The organism is Streptomyces massasporeus, from assembly GCF_014648995.1.
GTDB classification, from domain to species: domain Bacteria; phylum Actinomycetota; class Actinomycetes; order Streptomycetales; family Streptomycetaceae; genus Streptomyces; species Streptomyces massasporeus.
Genome location: NZ_BMSE01000010.1, coordinates 166,427 through 189,529, shown reverse-complemented (window position 1 = coordinate 189,529; position 23,103 = coordinate 166,427). Strand labels below are relative to the sequence as shown.

Annotated in this window: 23 protein-coding genes; 10 read left to right on the top strand and 13 right to left on the bottom strand. The window is 71.8% G+C overall.

Annotated elements, in window-relative coordinates:
* Positions 1-12: 12 nt before the first annotated feature.
* A complete protein-coding gene (locus IE153_RS22770; protein WP_189591671.1) occupies positions 13-663 on the bottom strand; it encodes a TetR/AcrR family transcriptional regulator C-terminal domain-containing protein in 651 nt (216 codons plus the stop codon).
* 75 nt (positions 664-738) lie between these two features.
* On the opposite strand from IE153_RS22770, the gene IE153_RS22765 reads away from it, so the two are divergent.
* Complete coding sequence (locus IE153_RS22765; RefSeq protein ID WP_189591670.1) at positions 739-2,151, top strand: FAD-dependent oxidoreductase; 1,413 nt, start codon at positions 739-741, stop codon at positions 2,149-2,151.
* Positions 2,152-2,161: 10 nt separating this feature from the next.
* Here IE153_RS22765 and leuE read toward each other — a convergent pair whose 3' ends face one another.
* On the bottom strand, positions 2,162-2,809 hold the full coding sequence (gene leuE / locus IE153_RS22760; protein WP_189591669.1) for a leucine efflux protein LeuE: 648 nt from the start codon (positions 2,807-2,809) through the stop codon (positions 2,162-2,164).
* A 48-nt stretch (positions 2,810-2,857) separates the two neighbouring features.
* Positions 2,858-4,438: an acyl-CoA mutase large subunit family protein gene (locus IE153_RS22755; protein ID WP_189591668.1), complete on the bottom strand. Its 1,581-nt coding sequence runs from the start codon at positions 4,436-4,438 to the stop codon at positions 2,858-2,860.
* A 140-nt stretch (positions 4,439-4,578) separates the two neighbouring features.
* On the opposite strand from IE153_RS22755, the gene IE153_RS22750 reads away from it, so the two are divergent.
* The gene (locus IE153_RS22750; protein ID WP_189591667.1) at positions 4,579-5,424 is read left to right on the top strand and encodes a L,D-transpeptidase family protein; all 846 of its coding nucleotides are present in this window, start codon (positions 4,579-4,581) and stop codon (positions 5,422-5,424) included.
* Positions 5,425-5,581: 157 nt separating this feature from the next.
* Here IE153_RS22750 and IE153_RS22745 read toward each other — a convergent pair whose 3' ends face one another.
* From IE153_RS22745 to IE153_RS22730, 4 genes are all read right to left on the bottom strand, one after another.
* Positions 5,582-6,664: a hypothetical protein gene (locus tag IE153_RS22745; RefSeq protein WP_189591666.1), complete on the bottom strand. Its 1,083-nt coding sequence runs from the start codon at positions 6,662-6,664 to the stop codon at positions 5,582-5,584.
* The gene (locus IE153_RS22740) at positions 6,664-7,338 is read right to left on the bottom strand and encodes an RNA polymerase sigma factor (protein WP_189591758.1); all 675 of its coding nucleotides are present in this window, start codon (positions 7,336-7,338) and stop codon (positions 6,664-6,666) included. Before IE153_RS22740 ends, IE153_RS22745 begins: the two co-directional genes overlap by 1 nt.
* Positions 7,339-7,721: 383 nt before the next feature.
* Complete coding sequence (locus IE153_RS22735) at positions 7,722-8,504, bottom strand: hypothetical protein (protein ID WP_189591665.1); 783 nt, start codon at positions 8,502-8,504, stop codon at positions 7,722-7,724.
* Between the two features lie 152 nt (positions 8,505-8,656).
* Complete coding sequence (locus IE153_RS22730; protein ID WP_189591664.1) at positions 8,657-9,274, bottom strand: RNA polymerase sigma factor; 618 nt, start codon at positions 9,272-9,274, stop codon at positions 8,657-8,659.
* A gap of 216 nt (positions 9,275-9,490) precedes the next feature.
* On the opposite strand from IE153_RS22730, the gene IE153_RS22725 reads away from it, so the two are divergent.
* A complete protein-coding gene (locus IE153_RS22725) occupies positions 9,491-10,681 on the top strand; it encodes an N-acetylmuramoyl-L-alanine amidase (protein WP_189591663.1) in 1,191 nt (396 codons plus the stop codon).
* A 2-nt stretch (positions 10,682-10,683) separates the two neighbouring features.
* On the opposite strand, the gene IE153_RS22720 is transcribed toward IE153_RS22725, so the two are convergent.
* The 4 genes from IE153_RS22720 to IE153_RS22705 all read right to left on the bottom strand — a co-directional run bounded on the left by IE153_RS22720 (position 10,684) and on the right by IE153_RS22705 (position 14,124).
* A complete protein-coding gene (locus IE153_RS22720; protein ID WP_078885387.1) occupies positions 10,684-11,079 on the bottom strand; it encodes a hypothetical protein in 396 nt (131 codons plus the stop codon).
* A gap of 147 nt (positions 11,080-11,226) precedes the next feature.
* Entirely contained in the window at positions 11,227-11,781 is a 555-nt protein-coding gene (locus IE153_RS22715; RefSeq protein ID WP_189591662.1) for a hypothetical protein, read from the bottom strand.
* Between the two features lie 108 nt (positions 11,782-11,889).
* The gene (locus IE153_RS22710) at positions 11,890-12,432 is read right to left on the bottom strand and encodes a hypothetical protein (protein ID WP_189591661.1); all 543 of its coding nucleotides are present in this window, start codon (positions 12,430-12,432) and stop codon (positions 11,890-11,892) included.
* Positions 12,433-12,525: 93 nt separating this feature from the next.
* Positions 12,526-14,124: a beta-N-acetylhexosaminidase gene (locus IE153_RS22705; RefSeq protein ID WP_189591757.1), complete on the bottom strand. Its 1,599-nt coding sequence runs from the start codon at positions 14,122-14,124 to the stop codon at positions 12,526-12,528.
* Between the two features lie 290 nt (positions 14,125-14,414).
* On the opposite strand from IE153_RS22705, the gene IE153_RS22700 reads away from it, so the two are divergent.
* The 7 genes from IE153_RS22700 to IE153_RS22670 all read left to right on the top strand — a co-directional run bounded on the left by IE153_RS22700 (position 14,415) and on the right by IE153_RS22670 (position 20,169).
* Positions 14,415-14,909, top strand: coding sequence for a 2-oxo-4-hydroxy-4-carboxy-5-ureidoimidazoline decarboxylase (locus tag IE153_RS22700; RefSeq protein WP_189591660.1), 495 nt, complete (start codon positions 14,415-14,417; stop codon positions 14,907-14,909).
* A 192-nt stretch (positions 14,910-15,101) separates the two neighbouring features.
* Positions 15,102-15,482, top strand: a complete 381-nt coding sequence (gene sdhC, locus IE153_RS22695; RefSeq protein WP_031107855.1) for a succinate dehydrogenase, cytochrome b556 subunit — start codon at positions 15,102-15,104, stop codon at positions 15,480-15,482.
* Positions 15,483-15,487: 5 nt separating this feature from the next.
* Positions 15,488-15,970, top strand: a complete 483-nt coding sequence (locus IE153_RS22690) for a succinate dehydrogenase hydrophobic membrane anchor subunit (protein ID WP_189591659.1) — start codon at positions 15,488-15,490, stop codon at positions 15,968-15,970.
* Between the two features lie 19 nt (positions 15,971-15,989).
* Complete coding sequence (sdhA, locus tag IE153_RS22685) at positions 15,990-17,744, top strand: succinate dehydrogenase flavoprotein subunit (protein ID WP_189591658.1); 1,755 nt, start codon at positions 15,990-15,992, stop codon at positions 17,742-17,744.
* Positions 17,744-18,523 carry a succinate dehydrogenase iron-sulfur subunit gene (locus IE153_RS22680; protein ID WP_031107859.1) on the top strand — a complete coding sequence of 260 codons (780 nt, stop codon included), beginning with the start codon at positions 17,744-17,746 and terminating at the stop codon, positions 18,521-18,523. The genes sdhA and IE153_RS22680 overlap by 1 nt, the downstream gene beginning before the upstream one ends.
* Before the next feature lie 152 nt (positions 18,524-18,675).
* The gene (locus IE153_RS22675; RefSeq protein ID WP_189591657.1) at positions 18,676-19,296 is read left to right on the top strand and encodes a Uma2 family endonuclease; all 621 of its coding nucleotides are present in this window, start codon (positions 18,676-18,678) and stop codon (positions 19,294-19,296) included.
* 99 nt (positions 19,297-19,395) lie between these two features.
* Positions 19,396-20,169, top strand: a complete 774-nt coding sequence (locus IE153_RS22670) for a LamG-like jellyroll fold domain-containing protein (protein WP_189591656.1) — start codon at positions 19,396-19,398, stop codon at positions 20,167-20,169.
* Between the two features lie 21 nt (positions 20,170-20,190).
* On the opposite strand, the gene IE153_RS22665 is transcribed toward IE153_RS22670, so the two are convergent.
* Both IE153_RS22665 and IE153_RS22660 read right to left on the bottom strand, forming a co-directional pair.
* Positions 20,191-22,680, bottom strand: coding sequence for a DUF4132 domain-containing protein (locus IE153_RS22665; protein ID WP_189591655.1), 2,490 nt, complete (start codon positions 22,678-22,680; stop codon positions 20,191-20,193).
* Positions 22,680-23,072, bottom strand: coding sequence for a hypothetical protein (locus IE153_RS22660; RefSeq protein WP_189591654.1), 393 nt, complete (start codon positions 23,070-23,072; stop codon positions 22,680-22,682). Before IE153_RS22660 ends, IE153_RS22665 begins: the two co-directional genes overlap by 1 nt.
* Between the last annotated feature and the right edge of the window lie 31 nt (positions 23,073-23,103).

Sequence of the window (23,103 nt, the reverse complement as noted above, 5' to 3'; positions counted from 1 at the left end):
CGCCGGACCGCGTCATGAGACCCCGTAGCGCGCCCCGATCCCCCCGATCACGAGGGCGAGTCCCTCCTCGAAGTGCCGGTCGTAGTCCTCGAAGATCTCCGCGCCCGCCTGGGCCGACAACGGAAAGTCGGCCATCAGGCGGGCGCGTTCGTCCATGTCGTAGCCCTCGCGGCGCTCGCCCGGCAGTGGCTGGACTCCCTGCTCCTCGGTGACGAAGCCCAGGGTGTACAGGTAGGCCGTGGTGAGCGCGCGGGCCGCCTGGGCGAGGGTGAACCCGGCGGCCGTGAACAGGCGCAGGTTGTCCTCCATCGGCCCGGCGTGCTCGATGCCGGTGAAGCGTGAGCCGCTGAAGACCTTCGCGCCGTCCCGGTAGCCGAGCAGGGCCGCGCGCAGCCCCCGGTTGGCCCTGAGCAGCCGGTCCTGCCAGGTGTCGGCCGGGTCGAGCGCGGTCCCGGCGACCATCCGGCGGTACATCTCCGTCGCCATCTCGTCGAGCAGCGCCTGCTTGTCCTTGAAGTGCCAGTAGAGGGCGGGCGCCTTCACGTCCAGTTCCCGGGCGATGGCGCGCAGGGTCAGGCCGTCCAGGCCCACCTCGTTCAGCAGCCGCAGCGCGGTGTCCGCGACCCGGCGGCGGTCCAGGGGCTCGCGTCGTTCCGTACTCACGCTTGACAACTTAACACCGTTAAGGCGACCCTCGGGAAACGGAGCTACTTAACAGCGTTAAGGAGAGGGTGGCCGATGAAGACGATCAGGGACACGGACGTGCTGGTGGTGGGCGCGGGCCCGACGGGCCTGGCACTCGGGATCGACCTCGCCCGGCGGGGCGTGACCGCGCTGATCGTGGAGCGGGCGCAGACCCTGTTCCCCGGCTCGCGCGGCAAGGGCATCCAGCCGCGCACGATGGAGGTCTTCGACGACCTGGGCGTGCTGGACGCGATCCGGGCCGCGGGCGGCACCTACCCGGTGGGGATGATCTGGCAGGACGGCAGGCGGGCGGGCGAGCACCGCATGTTCGACGCCGCCGAGCCGAGCGAGGACGCGCCCTACAACGAGCCGTGGATGGTGCCGCAGTGGCGCACGCAGCAGGTCCTGCGGGCGCGGCTGGAGGAGCTGGGCGGCGAGGTGGCCTTCGGCCGGGAGGTCGTCGCTCTGACGCAGGACGAGGGCGGGGTGCGCGCGGAGTTCGCCTCGGGCGAGGCCCTCACCGCCCGGTACGCCGTGGCGGCGGACGGCGGCCGCTCGACCGTGCGCGGGCTGCTCGGCATCGGCATGGCGGGCGAGACCGTCGACCCGCATCCGACGCTGGTGGCGGACGTCCGGATCAGCGGCCTGGACCGGGACAACTGGCACGTCTTCCCGCCCGGTGAGGGGGACGGCTTCCTCGCGATCTGCCCGCTGGCCGGCACCGAGGACTTCCAGCTGGTGGCGCAGTTCCCGCAGGGGACGGCCCCGGACCTCTCCCTGGAGGGCATCCGGAAGGTCGTCGCCGCCCGCTCGCACCTCGCGCCGGAGTCCGTGACGGAGCTGCGCTGGGCCTCGGACTTCCGGCCCCGGGCGGCCCTCGCGGACCACTTCCGCTCAGGGCGGGTCTTCCTCGCCGGAGACGCGGCGCACGTGCACTCCCCCGCCGGCGGCCAGGGCCTCAACACCAGCGTCCAGGACGCCTACAACCTGGGCTGGAAGCTGGGCGCGGTGCTGCGCGACGGCGCGGACGCGGCGCTGCTCGACTCCTACGAGACGGAGCGGCGGCCCGTCGCCGCCGAGGTGCTCGGACTGTCCACCCGAGTGCACCGCGGCGAGACCCGGCGCGGTGAGGCGACCCGCCAACTCGGACTCGGCTACCGGGAGTCGCCGCTCACCCGCGAGACCCGGACCGACCCGGGCGCGCCGCGGGCGGGCGACCGCGCACCCGACGGGACGGTGACCGGCGTCCGGCTCTTCGACGCGTTCCGCGGCCCGCACTGGACGCTGCTGGCCCTGGGGGACGCGCAGGCCCCCGACCTCGGCGCGCGGATCCCGGTTGTACGGGGCCCCGCACCCGGCGCGTACGGGCCCGGTCTGTACCTCGTGCGCCCCGACGGCTACGTCGGCTGGGCCGGGGACTCGGCGGCCGGTCTCCCGGAGTACCTGGCCCGCTTCGGCCGGTGCTAGAGCGTCTGCTCTACGAACTCGCCAGCGACAGCTTCACCGCGAACCCCAGGAACAGCGCGCCCGCCGCCGAGGTCGCCCCGGCCGACAGGCGCCGGCGGCGGCGGAAGGCCGCGGCCAGCCTGGTGCCGCCGAAGATCAGCGCGCTGAGGTAGAGCACGCTGGCGAACTGGGCGAGGGCGCCGAGGACGACGAAGGACAGGGCCGGGTAGGCGTACTGCGGATCCACGAACTGCACGAAGAAGGCGACGAAGAAGAGGATCGCCTTGGGGTTGAACAGGCTGACGACGAAGGCACGGCGGAAGGGCCGCTCCTCGGCGGGCGGAGGCGCCTCACCCTCGGCGGTCCGCTCCCCGCGCGTCCGCCACATGCCCCACGCGGCCCGCAGCATGCCGATGGCCAGCCAGGTCAGATATCCGGCCCCCGCGTACTTGACGATGGCGAACAGCACGGCGTTCGCCTGGAGCAGCGAGGCGACCCCGGCCGCGGACAGCGTCATCAACACCGCGTCCCCGCACCAGACTCCGGCGGAGGCGGTGTACCCGGCGCGCACACCACGACGGGCGGCCACGGACAGCACGTACAGCGAGTTGGGGCCGGGCAGCAGAATGATCAGGACGAGGCCCGCCAGGTAGGTGGGCAGATCGATGACGCCGAACATGCCAACGAGTGTCGCACGTGGGTCCGACACCCCGGCCCCGGCCGGCGCTCAGAAGGCGTCGGACGGGATGTGCGCACCCCACACCTCGCGCAGTGCGTTGCAGACCTCGCCGACGGTGGCCCTGGCTTTGAGCGCCTCTTTCATGGGGTAGAGGACGTTGTCCTCGCCCTGGGCGGCCTTCTTCAGTGCCGTCAGGGCCGCGTCGACGGCCGGCTGGTCGCGCTCGGCACGCAGTGCGGCCAGGCGTTCGGCCTGGCGGGCCTCGATGGCGGGGTCGACACGCAGCGGCTCGTAGGGCTCTTCCTCGTCGAGCCGGAAGCGGTTGACGCCGACCACGACGCGTTCGCCGGAGTCGGTCTCCTGGGCGATGCGGTAGGCGTTGCGTTCGATCTCGTTCTTCTGAAAGCCCTGTTCGATGGCCTCGACCGCGCCGCCCAGGTCCTCGACCCTGTCCATCAGCTCCACGGCCGCCGCCTCGACGTCATCGGTCAGCTTCTCGATGGCGTAGGACCCGGCGAACGGGTCGACGGTGGCGGTCACGTCGGTCTCGTGGGCGAGGACCTGCTGGGTGCGCAGGGCGAGCCGGGCGGATGTGGCGGTGGGCAGGGCGATGGCCTCGTCGAAGGAGTTGGTGTGCAGGGACTGCGTGCCGCCCAGCACCGCGGCCAGGCCCTGGACGGCGACCCGGACCAGGTTCACCTCGGGCTGCTGGGCGGTCAGCTGCACCCCGGCGGTCTGGGTGTGGAAGCGCAGCATCAGCGACTTGGGGTCGCGCGCGCCGAACTCCTCGCGCATCACCCGCGCCCAGATCCGCCGCGCGGCACGGAACTTGGCGACCTCTTCGAGCAGGGTCGTCCGGGCCACGAAGAAGAACGACAGGCGGGGCGCGAAGTCGTCGACGTCCATGCCCGCGGCGACGGCGGTGCGCACGTACTCGATGCCGTCGGCCAGGGTGAAGGCGATCTCCTGCGCGGGCGAGGCCCCCGCCTCGGCCATGTGGTAGCCGGAGATGGAGATGGTGTTCCACCTCGGCATCTCGACCCGGCAGTACTGGAAGATGTCCGCGATGAGCCGCAGCGACGGCTTGGGCGGGAAGATGTACGTGCCCCGGGCGATGTACTCCTTCAGCACGTCGTTCTGGATCGTGCCGGTCAGCCGGTCCGCGGCGACGCCCTGCTCCTCGGCGACCAGCTGGTACAGCAGCAGCAACAGTGCGGCCGGGGCGTTGATCGTCATCGACGTCGAGACCTTCTCCAGCGGGATCCCGTCGAACAGCACCCGCATGTCGTCGATCGAGTCGATCGCCACGCCCACCTTGCCGACCTCGCCGTGCGCGATCGCCGCATCCGAGTCGTGGCCCATCTGGGTGGGCAGGTCGAAGGCGACCGACAGACCCGTCGTGCCATGCGCGATGAGCTGCCGGTAGCGGGCGTTGGACTCCGTCGCCGTGCCGAAACCCGCGTACTGGCGCATCGTCCAGGGGCGGCCCGTGTACATCGACGGGTACACCCCACGGGTGTACGGATACGCCCCCGGCTCCCCCAGCTTCTCCGCCGGATCCCAGCCCTCGAGAGCCTCCGGCCCGTAGACCGGCTCGATGGGCAGTCCGGACTCCGACTCACGCGCCATGGTGGTGTGCCTCCCGCAGAGCAGTGACCTCGCTCACCACCATGCCCCCTGGTTCGCGAACGGTCACGTCCGGGGAACATCTCAGGTGACATCCGGGCACATCGGTGAGACGAGCGGGGGGCCGTGTGCGTACCACGGGCATGGGAAGAGCGTTCGTAGCGGGGCTCGCCGTGCTGGCCGCGCTGACCGGCTGCACGGTGCAGACCCCCGACGGCGAGGGGAAGCGCCGCTCGCCGGTGCACATCGAGCTGCCCAGCGAGACCCCGGCCCCGGACCGCACGCCCGCCGGGGGCGGCGACACGCCGAGCGCCACGCCCGCACCGGACGACGACAAGCCCGCCGCTCCCGCCCCGCCCCGCGTGCTGTGGTCCCGCGGTGACACCGGCCGGGACGTCCGGGAGCTCCAGGCCCGGCTGCGGCAGGTCGCCTGGCTGTTCGAGGGGCCGACCGGGACGTACGGCGAACAGACGGAGCGGGCGGTCAGCGGCTTCCAGGGCAAGCGCGGGCTGCCGCGCACCGGGAAGACCGACGCCGTCACCTGGCAGCGACTGGTGCGCATGACGCGCGAGCCGGGCCGGTGGGACCTCTACCTGATGGGCGGCCAGCAGGCCGACCCGCCGGACCCGCGCTGCCGGACCGGCCGGGTGCTGTGCATCGACAAGACCAGCAGGACGCTGCGCTGGATGATCGACGGACGGACGGTGTCGACGATGGCGGTCCGCTTCGGCTCGCAGGGCACGCCGACCCGGGAGGGCGTCTTCTCCGTCTACTGGAAGTCCCGCGACCACGTCTCGACGCTCTACGACTCGCCCATGCCCTACGCGATGTTCTTCAGCGGCGGCCAGGCCGTGCACTTCTCGGCGGACTTCGCCGCCCGGGGCTACGCGGGCGGCTCGCACGGCTGCGTCAACGTACGGGACGAGCAGGCGATCGCGGAGCTGTTCGCGCAGGTCCGCAACGGCGACAGGGTCGTCGTGTCCTGGTGACGGCGGGAGAGGGAATTAGGGGCGCGGGCGGGACCGGGGGAACGTGTCCCGCCCGCGCTCAGGTGCACGAGCCGTAGGTACGGGGGGAACCCCGGCTCTGTGCGACGGCCGATGACCAGTCGGCTCACTCATTACTGCGCCGGGGCGGCCGAAAACGTCACACCGTCGGCCAGAAGATTTTCAGGGAGTGCGAAACCGCAGGTCGCAGCGGTGCGAGAGAGGTCCGGAAGCCGCCGCGGTCCGCGCCGTCATCGTCGTCGTCCTTCTTCTCGGCGCGCTTCTCGGCCTTGCGGTCGCCCTTCCGCTCGGCCTTGTCCTGCTTCCGGTCCTGCTTGCGGTCCTGGTTGCCGTCCTGGTTGCGGTCCCGGCCGGAGCCTTTGCCCTGGTGCCGGCCCTTGTCCGCGTGGTCGTCGCTCCCGCGCCCACCGGAGCGGGGGGCGGCCGAGGACAGGACGCCCTTGCAGTACTTCCCCACCCGGAGGCCGTTCGCCGCGTCCCGCAGGGCACGCCTGCGGTCGGGATCCAGCCGCTTGCCGTCGCGGAGGCCGCGGCAGGCCGCGGTGATCTCCCCGCGGTGAACGCCGGAGCCGTCCTTCCGGTCCTCCGGCTTCGGGGCCGCGTCGTCGCGCTTCTCGTCCCGGCCCTGGCCGCCCGCCCCGCCCTTCGACGAGCCGCCCGGGGCGTCGTCGGGGGTGGAGCCGCCCTGCACGGCGTCGCTCGGCGACGGCGACACCAGCGGGCGTTCGGGATGGGTGACGGAGGCCGAGACGGAGGCGCCGGGGTTGGGCTCGTCACCGCCGAACGGTGACCTCAGGGCTCCGGTTCCGGCCGCGAGAGCCACCCCGCCGACCATGCCGACCGCCAGCACGGCGGCCAGGGCGAGGCGCGCGGGACGAGCCCAGCGGGGCGGCCGGGAGGTGCCGGTGCCGCAGTCGCCGGGGGTTCCGATCCGGACCAGCCCGGCGTCGGGGACGCCGGCCGCGTCGTTGCCGCCGGTGGCCGCCAAGGCCGCGGCCGCGTCGGCGCGTTCCGCGCGGGCTTTGCGGAAAGCGGCCATCGCTGCGGCCTCGCCGGGGAGTTCATCGCTGGTCAGCGGGGGTGTGGCGGACAGTGCGCCGAGGGTCCTGGCGAGGTGTTCGGCCTGGTCCCGGCCGGCGCCTTCGACAGCTCCGGGTGGCTCTCCGCTCAGCAAACGCTCCGCCGTTTCGCGGTCCAGCCACCTGTACTGCTCGTCGGCCATCACACATCCTTCTGCGTCCGCGCAACGCTATGCGTCACACCTGCGGACGTCACGGCACCGCCACGCGGTTCTCGCTGGGGCGGCAGGGCGTCGAGCACTCCGGCCGATTCCGGATCGGCCTTCGGGTCGTCGCCGAGCAGTTCGGCGAGCCGCTTCAGACCCCGGTGCGCCGCCGTACGGACCGCGCCCGGGCGCTTGCCGAGCGTCTCGGCGGCGGTCTTCGCGTCGAGCCCCACCACCACGCGCAGCACGACCGCTTCGGCCTGGTCCTGCGGCAGCCGGGAGATCAGGGAGAACGCGCCGTCGGTGGCGAGCGCCTCGATGGCCTCGCCGGCGGTGTCCGACTCGGCGGCACGACCGGTCAGCTCGGTCTCGTCACCGCCGATCGCGGGCCGGCGCCCGCGCATGCGTATGTGGTCCAGCGCGCGGTTGCGGGCGATCCGGGCGGCCCAGCCGCGGAACCGGTCCGCGTCGCCGGTGAACCGCTCCAAATCGCGGGCTATCTGAAGCCACGCCTCGGACGCCACGTCCTCGGCGTCGGGGTCGCCGACCAGCGTCCGTACGTACCCGAGCAGCCGCGGATGCACGGTGCGGTACACAGTCCGGAACGCGTTTTCGTCTCCGTCCTGTGCCGCGCGCACCGCGGCGGTCAGCTCCGCGTCGTCCCCCAGCACCGCGCGCCCTTCTGCGCCTCGACCGGTGCCGCTCTCGCGGACCGGGTTCTCGCCGTCGTGGTTGCTCATTTGGTGGTTGCGGCCACAAGCCCGCAGGTGGTTGCGGTGGTCTCGCCGCCTTCGCTGTTGGCGCGAATGGCACGTTACGACCTGAAACCATGCCCCGTCCATGTCCGCCCGAGATGCAACTAAGCCGTGACGCAGCGGGGTGTGACAGAAAACGCACACTGGGCGCTGTAGGAAGTACGGGCCGCCGCGCGGCCCGTGCCGCGCGACGGCCGGGGCCTCTCCTGTGGGGGGTGGCGGCCTCGGCCGTTGCCAAGGCGGGCCCCGGCGGGCCCGGGCGATCGGCCGGCCGTGACGGCCGGTGCTCGCGGAATCCCTTACTGGTGACGGCCGTTGGGCTGGGAGCGCTTGCTCTCGCTGCGGCTCTTGTCCGAGCCGCTGTTCGAGCCCTTGTCCGAGCCGTTGTCCGACGCGTTGCCCGTGCCGCTGCGTGCGGCGGGTGTGCCGTCGCCCTTGGCGGAACCGCCGTTCCCGGACCCACCGCTGCCGCGCTCCGGCTCGTCCAGCTGTTCGGCGCAGTACGCCGTGACGTACCTCTCACCGCCCGCGGCGGCCACCAGCCGCTGCCAGGACGTCGCCTCCATGGCCTTGCCGCGCCGGCCGACCTGATCGTAGGCGCGGCAGTGCGCCTCGGTGTCCTGGGCGGGGGACGGCCGGTCCGGGGAGGGGCCGGTGCCGGGGGTGGGGCTGTGGCCGTCGCGGGACGGCTGCTCCGACGGGTCGCGCGGGGCGCTGCTCGGGGCGGACTTGCGCTCGGGGGCGTTGTTCGTGCCCTCCTCCGGCGATCCCGCCGCGCCGATCGCCGCCACGGCGACACCGCCCAGCGTGAGACTGGCGAGCAGCACGGAGAGCGTCGTCTTCAGGGACCGGCCCAGGTGCCGCCGTTCCCGGGCACGCCAGTCGTCCCGGCGGCGGGTGCGGGTGCGCAGGGCCCCGGCGTCCCGGGCGGCCCGGAAGGCGGTCACGGCCCGCTGTTCGGCCTCGGCGTCGACACCGTCCCGGATGAGGGAGGCGACGATCAGCGCCTCGACGTCGGCGTCGAGGAGGGCGTGCCGGGAACCACGGCCGGACAGCCCGCCGTCGCTCTGCCGTTCACCCATGTCCGTTTCCGTCCCTGCTCGATCCGATCGATCCGTCTGCCCCGGCGGCGCCGGCCGGCCCACCGGGCCCCAGTACGTCCCGCCGCTCCGCCCTGTTCAGGGCGCCGACTCCGCGCGACCCGACCGGGCCGCACGCGAAACCGCCGGTTCCGCTACGTCGACTCACCCAGCGTCCGGGGAGCCTCATCCGTCACACTCTCCGCGCCCAGCTGCCCGGCGAGGCGTTTCAGGCCCCGGTATGCAGCCGTGCGCACCGCGCCCGGCCGCTTGCCCAGAACCCGCGCCGCGGCCGGGCCGTCGAGGCCGACCACGACACGCAGCAGCACGGCCTCGGCCTGGTCGCGCGGCAGGCCCCGGACCAGCTCCAGGGCGTGCTCGGTGGAGATGGCCTCCAGCGCCTGGTCGTGCGTGCTCTGCGGTCCCGGCAGGTCCAGGACGTCCTGCTCCAGCGCGGACGACCGGGGCCGTACCCGCTGCCGGCGCAGGTGGTCCAGCGCCCGGTGCCGGGCGATGGTCGCCGTCCAGCCGCGGAAGCCGGCCCCGTCGCCCCGGAACCGCCCGAGGTCCCGGGCGATCTCCAGCCAGGCGTCGGACGCCACGTCCTCCGCGTCGTCCCCGACCAGGCCGCGCAGATAGCCGAGCAGCCCGGGCTGCACGAAGCGGTAGGCGACCGCGAAGGCCGCCTCGTCACCCTGCTGGGCCCGCGCGACGGCCGCGCCCAGTTCCCCGTCGTACGCCTGCCCGCGCCGGGGTTCCGTTCCCTGACCCAAGTACCGTCCTCGTCCGTGCCGAGTGCGCGCCCTCCCACGGTCATCAGCGCCGGTCCGCGCGGAAGTGTCACAGCGCGTCAGGCGCCGGACGACCGCGACCGTTCGGGTCAACCCGGCCCGCCGTCCTCGGGAGCCCGGCCCCGCGGAGGTTTCGGCCAAGTGACGTACCGGGGACCTCTGCTCGCGATGCCACCGCCCACGAAAGGCGAGCGCCGTATGACACCCCGCCTCCTGCGCACCGCCGTCGCCACCGCCCTGGCCCTCGGCACACTCGGACTGACCCAGCCCGCCCGGGCCACCTCCTCGGACGGTGTACACACCGTCCGGGTGCCGGACGGGGACCCCCACGACCGGTCCCTCGCCCCGCGCACCACCGAGCCGTTCAGCCTGATCGGCGTCACCTGGGACGGCCCGGACGAGGCCCTGGACGGCACCGTCCAGGTGCGCACCCGCTCCCGGGAGAGCGGCGCGTGGAGCACGTGGCGCCCCCTGGAGGCCGACAGCCGTACGCCCGAGTCCGGCCCCGACCGCGACCGGGCCGGGGTGCGCGGCAGCACCCAGCCCCTGTGGACCGGGCCCTCGGACGGCGTCCAGGTGCGTGTCGCGGGCTCGCGCCTGCCGGAAGGGCTGCGCGTCGAACTGGTCGACCCCGAGGCCGGGTCGGACGCCGTGCACACCGCGGCCGTCGACCCGGACGTCGTCCCGCCGGCCGCCGGTCCGCAGTCGGCCGAGCGTCCCGCCATGACCTCGCGCTCCGCCTGGGGCGCGGACGAGTCCCTGGTGAAGGACCCGCCGACCTACACCGGCGACACCAAGGCGATGTTCGTCCACCACACGGCGGGCACCAACGACTACACCTGCTCCCAGTCGGCGTCGATCGTGCGCGGCGTCTTCCTCTACCACGTGCAGAGCAACGGCTGGAACGACATCGGCTACCACTTCCTCGTCGACAAGTGCGGCACGGTCTTCGAGGGCCGTGCGGGCGGCGTCGACAAGCCCGTCCTCGGCGCGCACACCTACGGGTTCAACACCGCCACCAGCAGCGTCTCGGTGCTCGGCGACTACTCCACGGCGGCCACGAACGCCGCGGTGCGCGCGTCGGTGGCGAAGGTCGCGGCGTGGAAGCTCGGCCTCTACGGCATCGACCCGACCGGGACGACCGTGCTGACCTCCGGTGCCGACAACGGCAAGTACAAGCTGGGCCAGAAGGTGACGTTCCACCGCATCTCCGGCCACCGCGACGGCTACCCGACCGAGTGTCCCGGGCAGCACCTCTACGACGACCTGCCCGAGATCCGCACCCTGGCCGCGAACGCCGGCACGTCGGCCGAGCCCGCCGCGGAGCCGCCGGGGCTCCTGGACGGGGACGAGAACGAGGACGTCGCCGAGGGCGTGCTCGGACGCTGACGCTACCGCCGGGACCCGGTGCTCACCGCGTCCCGGCACAGCAGCCGCAGCGATCCGTGGCCGGCGTAGCAGCGGCGCGCCTCCTCGATGGGGTCCCACAGGCGCCCGTCGGGGGTGCGGATCCAGTGGTCGCCGCCGGTCGCCCACCACTCGGCGCCGGACTGACGCGCCATCACCTCACCGGCGTAGGCGCCGAAGCCCCGCAACACCTCCTGGACGGCGGCGTCGGGCGCGCCCTCCCGCCGTATCCCCTCGATCATCCGGTCGATGCTCCACAGGCTCTGCGCCGAGTAGTCGAGGCGCAGCCGTGCTCCCTCGCGCATCGTCGCCACTGTGTCCGCCGCCCATCGCAGCGGCTTCGCAGCCGCCGATGGCCTGGTCTCCGCTTGAGTCGTCACATCCCGGAAAGCGCTGCGGCGAAGCGTTTCGTCACCCGGAATCGGCGGCTTCCCCGAAGCAGCGCAGGACCGCCCCACCTCGCCCAAGGGACAGTCACAGGACTCTTCCAGGAAGCGGGTTTAGGGGCCTTCCGGGCTCACTCCCCCTCAGCCCTGTAGCCGACTCCGGCGGGACACCACCGCGCGCAGCACCCGGCGCCCCTCGACCGACACCTCCAGCGCCCGGCGCAGCCCGGCCGGGCCGTGTCCGGCGAGGACCTCCAGGACGGTGATCTGGCGGCGTAGTTCGGCGGCGACGAGGGGGGACATGCCGTCCGTGCGGCCCTCGCGGCGGGAGTCGACGGACGAGGCCTCGTCCTCGGCGGTGTCCAGGAGCCGGTGGATCTGGAGAGAGGCGACGGAACAGGCGTCGGCCCACACCCGGACTTCCGCGGCGGACCGCTCGGCGGGCGCGGCCTCGAGCATCCGGTGGGCGAGCGCGGCCGCCTCGTCCCCGGCGCCGGCCGCGTCCAGCTTGCCGCGCGCCTGCTCCAGCCGCTCGCCCCACTCGCCGGCGCCCGCGCCGTCGCTGAGGCTCGCCCATACGGGCCGCAGGATCTCGTCGTCGCCGCCCAGCAGGGGCACGCACCGATCCAAACAAGCCAGCCCGCTCGCGGCCAGCCCGCGCTCGTCGGCCTGTGCGATCAACTCCACCAGGCTCATCCACGCCTCCCTCCGCGGGCCTTCTCCGGGGCCCGATCAGGCCACTGCCGGCCTTCACCCCTTACGGAACCCGCACTTCCCCTTACTGCGTGCAACGGCCCCGGAGTGTCACAGGGGCACCACACCCAGTCGGTCGAGGAAGCGGAACAAGAGGTTTTCGGCCAGAGGGTCCCCCCGCTCGAGCGAAGCCGAGAGTGGGGGAAGATCAGGGTCTGACGTCAGTACGTCCACGAGGGCGTCGGCGTTCACCTCGTACCCGGCCTCGGCGGCCCAGCGCACGGCGCGCTCGGCGGCGTCACCCGGTTCCAGGAAGTAGTCCTCCAGCGTGAGGCCCTCCCGGCCCGCCCCCACGTACCCGGCCATGGCCGAGCGCGCGAGGCAGGTCGTCCACGCCCCGCTCTCCGGGGCCGCGGCCTCCAGCACCACGCACTCGCTGTTCATGACGTACCCGAAGAGCGCGGGCGCCCCGGTCTCCCGGGCGAGGGCGTTCATGTTCCCGATGTCGCCGTCGCTGCTCGGGTACTCCCACACCTGCCATCCGCCCGGTGCCGAGGCGCGCTGCGTCAGGCCGCCCGCGGCCCCCGCCAGCGCCTCCAGCTCCGGCAGCGGCCGTTCCCCCCGGCCCACGACGAAGTATCCCCAGTAGCCCATGTCCCGGTTCCCCCCGGCATATTCGATGCTCCTCGCCAGAAGACCACCACAGCCGTACGGGAGTTCGCAGCCGTATGCGCCAATTCGTGCCGGTCAGCCGAGCCTGTCCGCCAGCGCCCGGAACTGCGCCCAGGTCAGCTCGGGCTCGCCCGAATCCCACAGCTTCTGGACGGTCGCCCGCAGCGGCATCCGGATCCCGGCCGCCACCTGGTCCTGCGTCTGGGAGTTCGCCAGGTCGCACCAGACGGCGAAGGTCCCGCCGAGGATCTGGCCGTCGTAGCGCGCCGGCACGGCCGCGGTGCCGCGCAGCACCCGCGGCGTCCACTGCTCGTAGATCCGCTGCCCCGTCGGGTACACGAAGGTCTGCGGCTCGCCGAGCACGTAGTACAGGAACTCGTCGTTGTAGTTGATCACCCTGCGGCCCGCCTGGAGGTACTCCAGGGGCTCCCGGGCGCCGATCTCCTTGCCGGTCCAGTAGGCGACCTGGATGTCCTTGGCGGGCTCGACGGACGTGCCGCGGAAGAAGCCGTCGTTCCAGGCGCGCGGTACGCGCTGGTGCCCCCGGACAGTGTCGGCCCGGTCGTTCAGCCAGCCCGTCGTCAGGTCGGCGACCGTCGCGCCGGAGCCGTACTTCTCCTGGGCGGCCGCGGCCAGCTGCGGGAACGACGCCTCCGGGTCGGAGCGGACCAGCGCCTGGTACTCGTCGGCCCCGAGGTGCCAGGGCTTGCCGGGGAAGAGCTCCGCGTACTCGTTCAGCAGCTCGTCGACGATCTCGGCGCTCTCGGGCTTGGAGATGTCGATGGCGCCCTGCACCGCCGACCCCTGTGCGGTGCGCAGCTGCAGGTCGGGGTGGGCGCGGAGGACCGCGCCCAGGTGCCCGGGCGAGTCGATCTCGGGCACGACGGTGATGTGCCGGCTCTCCGCGAGGTCGATGATCTTCCGCACCTGCGCCTTGGTCAGATGCGGCTGGGACACGATCTCCGGCTGCGTGTCGGACTCGATCCGGAACCCCTGGTCGTCGGAGAAGTGCAGCCCCAGCTCGTTGTACTTCAGGTCGCCCAGTTCCCGGACCCGGTCCTCGATCCAGTCGGCCGTGAAGTTCTTGCGGGCGATGTCCAGCATGAACCCGCGCTGCGGCTTGGCCGGCGCGTCCTTCACGACGCCCTCGGGCGCCGTGCCGCCCTCGTGCGTCTCCTGCTTGAGCGTGCGGGTGCCGTAGAAGACCCCCGTGTCGGTGGGCCCGTCGATCTCCACCCGCCCGTCGCGCACGGTCATCGTGTACGACTCCGGGTTCGCGCCCTTGTCAGCGTTCAGCGCCAGCCGCAGGTCCCCGGCCTTCTTGTCGCCCTTCTCGCCCGCGTACGTCATCCCCAGCTCGCCGGCGACCAGCCGTCCCTCGTCGGCCAGCGCCGGGTCGTCCACGACCACCCGGTTGCCCTTCTCGGGCTGCCAGCCCGGTCCGCGCGCCGGCTCGTGGTCCCGCACGGCGGGGATGGTGCGGGGCGTCTCGGACAGGGGGTAGGAGCGGGTCGGGCTGGGGGTGGGGGCCGCTTCCGGCGCCCTGTCCGGGGGCGCCGCCGCGGTGGCCCCGGACGAGGATCTGGCCTCCGAGCCGGTGGACCCGCCGTCGCCCGAGGCCGCCCAGAGCCCAAGACTCACCCCGGCCGCGACCACGACCAGGGCTACAGCCATGGCCACGACCAGCACCTGCCGTTGTTTCTCCTGCTTCGCCGAAGTCCGGCGCCTGTGCTGACTCACACGGCCAACCTAAAACCCGGGGCGGCTCGGCGCGCGTCCACCACGCGTTCCGAAGCTCTCCCTCCCGGGTGAAATTCAGGCATCCTTCGGACACGCCGTGGTCGTACTCGATAGCGTGACGTCACATCTCTCACAACTTGCCCTGCCGACACACGTGACGCCCACGAGGACCCACGCTGCCTGCGCACCGTCTCCCAGATCTCCCCGACCAGCTGGCCATACCGGTGGAGCACTTCAACGCAGCCTCCGAGGAGGACCTGGAGCAGGCCCTCCTCTCCTGCCTGCGCAGCCACCGCTGGGCCGGGCGTGTCGCGGACCATCGCCCCTACCCGGACCTGGACTCCCTGCTGGCCGCGGCGGACGAGGCGGCCTACGACCTCGGCTGGCCCGACCTCACCGAAGCGCTGGCGGCCGAGCCCCTGCCCGCCCTCCCGCCGGACACCTACGCCGCCGCCCACACCGCCCTCAGCGCGGCCCACGCCGCCTACGAGGCCCGCTTCGGACACGTGTTCGTCATCTGCCTGGACGGGGTGTCCCCGTCCGAGACCCTGGACCGCCTCCTCGAAGCCATCCGGTCACGATTGACGAACGATCCGGAAGAAGAGCGGGTGGTCGTGGCCGACGAACTCCGGCGCCTGGCGGGCGGGCGGCTGGTCAGCGCCCTCAGGGGCGCGGGGAACTGCGCGAACAACCACAGCACACCCGCACCCGGCCGATAACAGGACACCCCACCCCAGAAGCCGTCTCCGCTAGCCCGTACGCATGCCAGTTTGATCACACAGCCAGACCCCGGCGCAGCCCGGCCGCAACGCATCGCTACGATGCTGGGGGCCGGTGGACCGTACCCGGCCGGGCCCGACCGACACACCAAGCCGGCGCGGCCCCAATCCCCGCTCCCGGAGGAAACTTCCGTGCCGGCTGGAACGCTGTACCGCGGCCGGGAAGGAATGTGGTCCTGGGTGGCTCACCGAGTCACCGGCGTCCTCATCTTCTTCTTCCTGTTCGTTCACGTGCTGGACACCGCCCTCGTCCGTGTGTCCCCGGAGGCCTACGACACCGTCGTGGCCACGTACAAGACGCCGATCGTCGCGCTGCTGGAGTACGGCCTCGTCGCCGCCATCCTCTTTCACGCGCTCAACGGCCTGCGCGTCATCGCTGTCGACTTCTGGATCAAGGGCGCCCGCTACCAGAAGCAGATGCTCTGGACCGTCGTCGCCCTGTGGGTCGTGCTGATGCTCGGGGCCATCTACCCCGTCCTCGGTCACGCCGCTCGTGAACTCTTCGGGAGCTGACGCACATGTCCACGACTGACAAGACCGCTGCCGGCGTCGGCCCCGTCGAGGGCGGAGCCGTCTATACCGTCGACAACCCGGCGCCCTTCATCGAGGCCCCGCGCCAGCGCACCAAGAAGACCCCGAAGACCACCCGGGGCAACTTCGAGCTCGCCGCCTGGCTGTTCATGCGCCTGTCCGGCGTCGTGCTGGTCGTCCTGGTCCTCGGCCACCTGCTGATCCAGCTCGTGCTGGACGGCGGCGTCTCCAAGATCGGCTTCGCCTTCGTGGCGGGCCGCTGGGCGTCCCCGTTCTGGCAGGTCTGGGACCTGCTGATGCTGTGGCTCGCCATGCTGCACGGCGCCAACGGCCTGCGCACGGTCATCAACGACTACGCGGAGCGCGCGAACACCCGGCTGTGGCTCAAGGGCCTGCTTTACACCGCCACGGTGTTCACCATCCTGCTGGGCACGCTGGTGATCTTCACCTTCGACCCGAACATCCGCTAGGCACGGGGTTGCGAGAATCATGAAGATCCACAAGTACGACACCGTCATCGTCGGCGCCGGTGGCGCGGGCATGCGCGCGGCCATCGAGTCCACGAAGCGCAGCCGCACCGCCGTGCTGACCAAGCTGTACCCGACCCGCTCCCACACGGGCGCCGCGCAGGGCGGCATGGCCGCCGCGCTCGCCAACGTGGAGGAGGACAACTGGGAGTGGCACACCTTCGACACGGTCAAGGGCGGTGACTACCTGGTCGACCAGGACGCCGCCGAGATCCTGGCGAAGGAGGCCATCGACTCCGTCCTCGACCTGGAGAAGATGGGCCTGCCGTTCAACCGCACCCCGAACGGCACGATCGACCAGCGCCGCTTCGGCGGTCACAGCCGCAACCACGGCGAGGCCCCGGTCCGCCGTTCCTGCTACGCGGCCGACCGCACCGGCCACATGATCCTCCAGACGCTGTACCAGAACTGCGTCAAGGAGGGCGTGGAGTTCTACAACGAGTTCTACGTCCTGGACCAGCTGATCACCGAGGTCGACGGCGTCAAGAAGTCGGCGGGCGTCGTGGCGTACGAACTCGCCACCGGCGAGATCCACGTCTTCCAGGCGAAGTCCGTGGTCTACGCGTCCGGCGGCTGCGGCAAGTTCTTCAAGGTGACGTCGAACGCCCACACGCTGACCGGTGACGGCCAGGCCGCGGTCTACCGCCGCGGGCTGCCGCTGGAGGACATGGAGTTCTTCCAGTTCCACCCGACCGGCATCTGGCGCATGGGCATCCTGCTGACGGAGGGCGCCCGTGGTGAGGGCGGCATCCTCCGCAACAAGGACGGCGAGCGCTTCATGGAGAAGTACGCGCCGGTCATGAAGGACCTCGCGTCCCGTGACGTCGTGTCCCGCTCCATCTACACGGAGATCCGCGAAGGCCGTGGCTGTGGCCCCGAGGGCGACCACGTCTACCTCGACCTCACGCACCTCCCGCCGGAGCAGCTGGACGCGAAGCTCCCGGACATCACGGAGTTCGCGCGCACCTACCTCGGTATCGAGCCCTACACGGACCCGATCCCGATCCAGCCCACCGCGCACTACGCCATGGGCGGCATCCCGACCAACGTCGAGGGTGAGGTCCTGGCGGACAACACCACGGTGGTCCCGGGCCTGTACGCGGCCGGCGAGGTCGCCTGCGTCTCCGTGCACGGCGCGAACCGCCTCGGCACGAACTCGCTGCTGGACATCAACGTCTTCGGCAAGCGCGCGGGCATCGCCGCCGCCGAGTACGCGCAGAAGGCGGAGTTCGTCGAGCTGCCGGAGAACCCGGCGGAGCTCGTGGTCGAGCAGGTGGAGCGGCTGCGCGACGCCACCGGCACCGAGCGGGTGGCGGAGCTGCGGCGTGAGCTGCAGGAGACCATGGACGCCAACGTCATGGTGTTCCGCACCGAGCAGACGATCAAGACGGCGGTCGAGAAGATCGCGGAGCTGCGCGAGCGCTACCGGAACGTGTCGATCCAGGACAAGGGCAAGCGGTTCAACACGGACCTGCTGGAGGCCGTCGAGCTGGGCAACCTGCTCGACCTCGCCGAGGTCATGGCCGTCTCCGCGCTCGCCCGCAAGGAGTCCCGCGGCGGTCACTACCGCGAGGACTACCCGAACCGTGACGACGTCAACTTCATGCGGCACACCATGGCGTACCGCGAGGTCGGCGCCGACGGCTCCGAAACCGTCCGTCTCGACTACAAGCCGGTCGTCCAGACCCGCTACCAGCCGATGGAGCGTAAGTACTGATGGCTACCCCTGTTCTGGACAAGGAAGACGCGGCCGGCAAGCCCGAGCCCGGTTTCGCCGACTCCCCCTACATCACGGTCACCTTCCGCATCCGCCGGTTCAACCCGGAGGTCGCGGCGGAGGCGGTGTGGGAAGACTTCCAGGTGGAGATCGACCCCAAGGAGCGTGTCCTCGACGCCCTCCACAAGATCAAGTGGGACCTGGACGGCACGCTGACCTTCCGCCGCTCCTGCGCCCACGGCATCTGCGGCTCGGACGCGATGCGGATCAACGGCAAGAACCGCCTTGCCTGCAAGACGCTGATCAAGGACATCAACCCCGAGAAGCCGATCACGGTCGAGGCCATCAAGGGCCTCACGGTCCTGAAGGACCTCGTGGTCGACATGGAGCCGTTCTTCCAGGCGTACCGCGACGTCATGCCCTTCCTCATCACGAAGGACACGAACGAGCCGACGCGTGAGCGTTTCCAGACGGCCGAGGACCGCGAGCGCTTCGACGACACGACGAAGTGCATCCTCTGCGCGGCCTGCACCACGTCGTGCCCGGTCTTCTGGAACGACGGCCAGTACTTCGGCCCGGCCGCCATCGTCAACGCGCACCGTTTCATCTTCGACTCGCGCGACGAGGCCGGGGAGCAGCGCCTGGAGATCCTCAACGACCGCGACGGCGTGTGGCGCTGCCGCACGACCTTCAACTGCACCGACGCGTGCCCGCGTGGCATCGAGGTCACGAAGGCGATCGCGGAGGTGAAGCGGGCGCTGATCACGCGCCGCTTCTGAGCTCGACCGCTTGCACCTGAGGGCCCCGTTTCCGCTGGAGACGGGGCCCTCTGGCATATGCCACACCATCGGGTGAACGCAGCGGAACGGGCTGCACGGACGTCGTCCGGCCTACGATGATGCTCTCGACACCAGTTCCCAGGAGGCACCTGATGTCCGCAGCTTCCGTCGAGCAGCCCTTCCACGACGAAGAGCCGGTCACCCTCACGACCATCGCCGACGAGATCATGGAGCGCCATCCGGGCTACCGCGTCGAGATCATCGGAGGCCATCTCCTCGTGACCTCGTCCCCTGACGGCGCCCATGCTCGCGCGCTGACCAAGCTCATGCGTCCCTTCATGGCAGCCGAACTGGATGGAGGCGAAACCGAGGTCCTTCAGGGCGTCGGTCTTTGGCTGCCCATGGAGCCGGAGGACTACGCCATCCCCGACCTCGCGGTCGTGGACGCCGATTTCGAGGACCACCACGTCGAGAACAACGCCTACGAACCTGTCTGCTTCCGCCTGGTGCTGGAGGTCACCTCCACAAATTGGAAGAACGACCTGAAGACGAAGGTCGCCGCCTACGCCGAGGCGAAGGTCCCGGTCTACGTCATCGTGGACCGCAAGCACCAACGCCTCCACGTCCTGACCGACCCGGCGGGAAGCGGCTACGAGAACCACCGCCCGCACGCCCCCGGCGAGCTCGTCACCCTCCCCGACTCCATCGGCGCCAAGGTGACCCTCGACGTGACCGAGATCCTCAAGGCCGGCCAGCCGAGGACGAGCGACTGAGTCGCGGGGCCCCGGAACCGGCCAGATTCAGGCCGGTTCCGGCCACCCGTCGTAGGGCTCCTGTGACTGATGTGGCCGGGTGTGGCCAGACTGACGCCCATGACGCCCCTGAGGAAAGCCGCCGTCGCGCTCGTGGCCACGGCCGCCACGCTGCTGCCGGTATCCCCCACCGCCTCGGCAAGTCCCTCCCCGGTCCTCGCACGCGAGACCTTCGACCGCCTTCCTCTCGGCCCGGTCACCGAAGGCCGCGGGTGGACCACCGACACGTCCCACGGCACGCTGACGATCGCCCGTTCGTCGTCCGGTCACGGGCGCGAACTCCGCATCCGCACGGAGGGCAACGGCCGCGCCTTCCTCGTCTTCCCCGGCCTCAAGCCGCCCGGCAACAGCTTCTGGGCCCGGCTGCGGCTGCGCGTGGACGCCTTCCCGACGGCCGCCGACTGGGCGCACTGGACCCTCGCGGAGGCATCCGGTTCCGACTCCCCCACGCTCGTCCGGCCGCTCGGCGGGCAGTACGCCCCCACCGACCGGGGCAACTTCTGGGGTGTCGGCTCCGACCTCGGGCCGACCGGGGACTGGACCTCCTGGAAGACCTCGGCCCCGGCGACGGCCGGCACGTGGCAGTGCGTCGAGTTCCACCTGGACGCCACCGACAACCGCGTCACCGTCTACTTCGACGGGGTACCCCAGCCCGACCTGACCGTCTCCACCGACCGGCACGGCGGCACGTCGGACCCGTTCGTCTTCCCGTCCTTCGACCGGCTCAAGCTGGGCTGGCAGCTGTACCAGGCCGACCCGAGCCCGTCGTCGTACGAGGTGCGGATGGACGACATTGCCCTGAGTTCGCGGCGGGTGGAGGGCTGCACGGCCTGAATCGAGGAGGAAGACCACCCTTCACAGCTGACTCAGGATCGAAGGATCCGTGATCTTCGTGTCCGCCGCCAGCATCATCGCCTTGCTGAGGATGACCGACAGCATGCGGTCGCCCTCGTAGGGGAGGTAGCCCGTCCCCGGGGTCGTCGGGGCGGACTTCGGGACGATGCAGAGGTACTGGTCGTTCGGGGTCATGAGGATGTTGCCCGAGCCCAGGTGGATCTTGTAGGCGTGGCGGTCGCCGCGGACGTGGAGGAAGCGGCCCTCCAGGGTGCAGCGGTCCGCGATGGCCAGGCGGGGTATCAGGCGGTCGAGCAGCGTGCGGCGGGTCTCGGCGCTCGCGTTCAGTTCGCCGAAGCCGTACGACGTCCAGTACTCGCGGAAGCGGCCGTCGGGGCCGCCGTCCTGCCAGGTCGGGTCGTTGCCGATGCTGGCCACGCCGACGAACAGGTCGACGTCGCGCAGGACTTCGGAGAGGACCAGGGGCGGGAGGTCCGCGAGGGGGACCGGGGCGACGGGATCCTGGCCGGGGCCGAGCCACATGGCGTATTCGCCGCCGGAGCAGTGGGCCGAGTTCTGCGGGGCGTCGATCGGGTAGAAGCGGACCTGGTCGGTGCGCAGGCGCAGATAGCTGCCGGAGTCGGTGGTGTCGACGCCGTAGTCCTGGCCGTCGCCCTCGATCCAGTACTCGGCGCGCAGGCCCCACTGGGGCAGCGCGCGGGTGGCGGGCGGGGCGGAGTCGTCGACGCACAGGCGGAGCTTGTTGTGCCAGCCGCGGATCGCGGCCAGGGAGTGGAACTGGTGCTGGCGCAGGACGTGGGCCGCGAAGCGGTTGGAGTAGGTGCCGGTGGCGCGCTCGGCGTCCGTGAGCAGGTAGATCTCGCGGTGGGCCTGTTTGAACGGCTGGGTGATGCCGTGCCGCTCCAGCCAGTCGCGCCAGGCGACGATCTCTGCGGGTTCGCGGCCGGCCGGGTGCCAGAGCTCGACCCGGTCGCCCTCCGTCAGAGGTTCGTCGGCCGGCGTTCGCAGCTCGCCGTCCGCGTATCCGGCCGCGGTGCCGTCGATCGTCCACAGCAGGCGGCGGGCCAGGGTGCCGACCAGCGGGTGGTCGAGGTAGCGCTCGCGCCACGTGGCGTAGGGCCAGGTGCGGCGGGCCAGGAACTGGCGGTCCAGGCGCTCGCTCTGCGCCGAGAGCATCTTGTCGATGTCCTTGACCGCCGTCTTGAGGTCCTTCAGTTCGTCCGGGTGGTCGCGCTTCACGGCCGCCGGCACGGTCTTGACCGGCTTGCCGGCGGCGTTGCGCCAGCTCAGCACGGCCCGTGAGCCGCGGATTTCGAGGAGTGCCGTCGCCTCACCCAGGGGGTGTTCGGCGCGGCCGATGTCCGTCAGGCCGTACGCCGGGATCGCCAGTTCCTCGATCTCCTCGCGGCTGAGGCCGAGCGCGGAAGCCCGGGCCTCGAGGGCCGTGTCGAGGAGCTTGGCCGTGTTCTTGTACGTCACGCGGGTGGCCAGCCGGGCGAGTTCGGCCAGGGCCGGCTCGGAGTCGATACGGGCCAGCGCGATGACACCGGCGTTGGCGACCTTCGGGTTGCGGGGGCCGAGGCCCGCGACCTTCTTCAGCGAGGTCTCGACCAGCGCGCCCAGCGCCCGGACCGTGCCGGTGTGGGCGGGCAGCAGGGAGAGGAGCCAGGCCAGTCCGCGCAGGGCCGTCGCGTTGTACGGGTCGTAGGCGTTGTTGATGTCCGGCTCCCACTCCTGGCGCTCCAGGGGGAGGGTGCGGGGGCGGCCGACGAGGGCGAGCCAGGACAGGACCGTTTCGCGGACGCGGTCGGTGCCGAGGGTGTCCAGCAGGGCGCGGGCCCCCTTGTCCCACTTGGCCGTGGGCTTGGAGGCCGTGGCGGTGAGGACGTGGGCCAGGAGGGCCTGCCAGTCGGAGGTCCCGGCATCGCTCAGGGCCTGTTCCGCCCAGGCCTCGCCGACGTTGAGGACGGGGTCGTCGAGCTGCCGGGCCAGCGCGACGAGGTCGGCCGCGCGGTAGGCGTCCAGGGCCGCGCGGCGGACCACGGCCACGACGGGCGCCGGAAGGGGGCGGCCCGCAGCCAGTTCGGCCCGGACCAGGACCTCGAAGCGGGCCACGTACCAGAAGGACTGGCAGCGGGCGAGGTCGTCCAGGGCCTTGCGGCGCTCGGCGGCCAGCGGATCGTCGGCGAGCCGCTCCGCGCCGTCGAGGCCCTCGGCGACCAGGGTGCACAGGGCGAGGTGGCGGCAGCGGGCCTCGGTGTCGTCACCGGCCCGGTGGAAGCGGTCGGCCAGGGCGTGCAGCAGGGCGCGGCGGTCCTCGGCCGGCAGGGACCGGAGCTGGTCGAGTGTCTTCTCCCAGCCCGCGCCCCAGGCGCCGCGGCAGGAGTCCATGACGCGCAGCGCCTCGTCGGCGACCCGGCCGATGTCGCCGTCGGCGATCCTGTTGCGCAGCCGGTCCGTGTGGGACCGGGGCGTGCGGAAGGAGGTCATCAGCCACCGACCAGGGGGACGAGCTTCAGGAAGGTGACCTCGGTGCCGAGCGTCAGCTCGATCTCCTCGTCCGGGTCGGTGACCTGACGGTCCCCCACGAGCACCAGGAAGCCGTTCCCCGCGAAGGACCGCTCGGCCAGGGCCGTCTGCGTCTCGGGGTCGATGCGGCGGGGCGTGCGCACCGCGTAGCCGTTCAGCACGCGCTCGGTGTCCTCGGGCTGCACGAGCCCGTGGAACACCTCCGGCGTGCGGGCGTTGTACTCCGCGACCTCCTGGAACACCCGGCGCCGGATCAGTTCCCGTACGGTCAGCCGTTCTTCGGCGATCTCCAGCCCCCAGGCCGTGCGCCGCTCCCCCGCCGTCGTCTCGTCGACGAACGTCACGATTCCCATGCCGACGACCGTACGAGGCACCACTGACAAT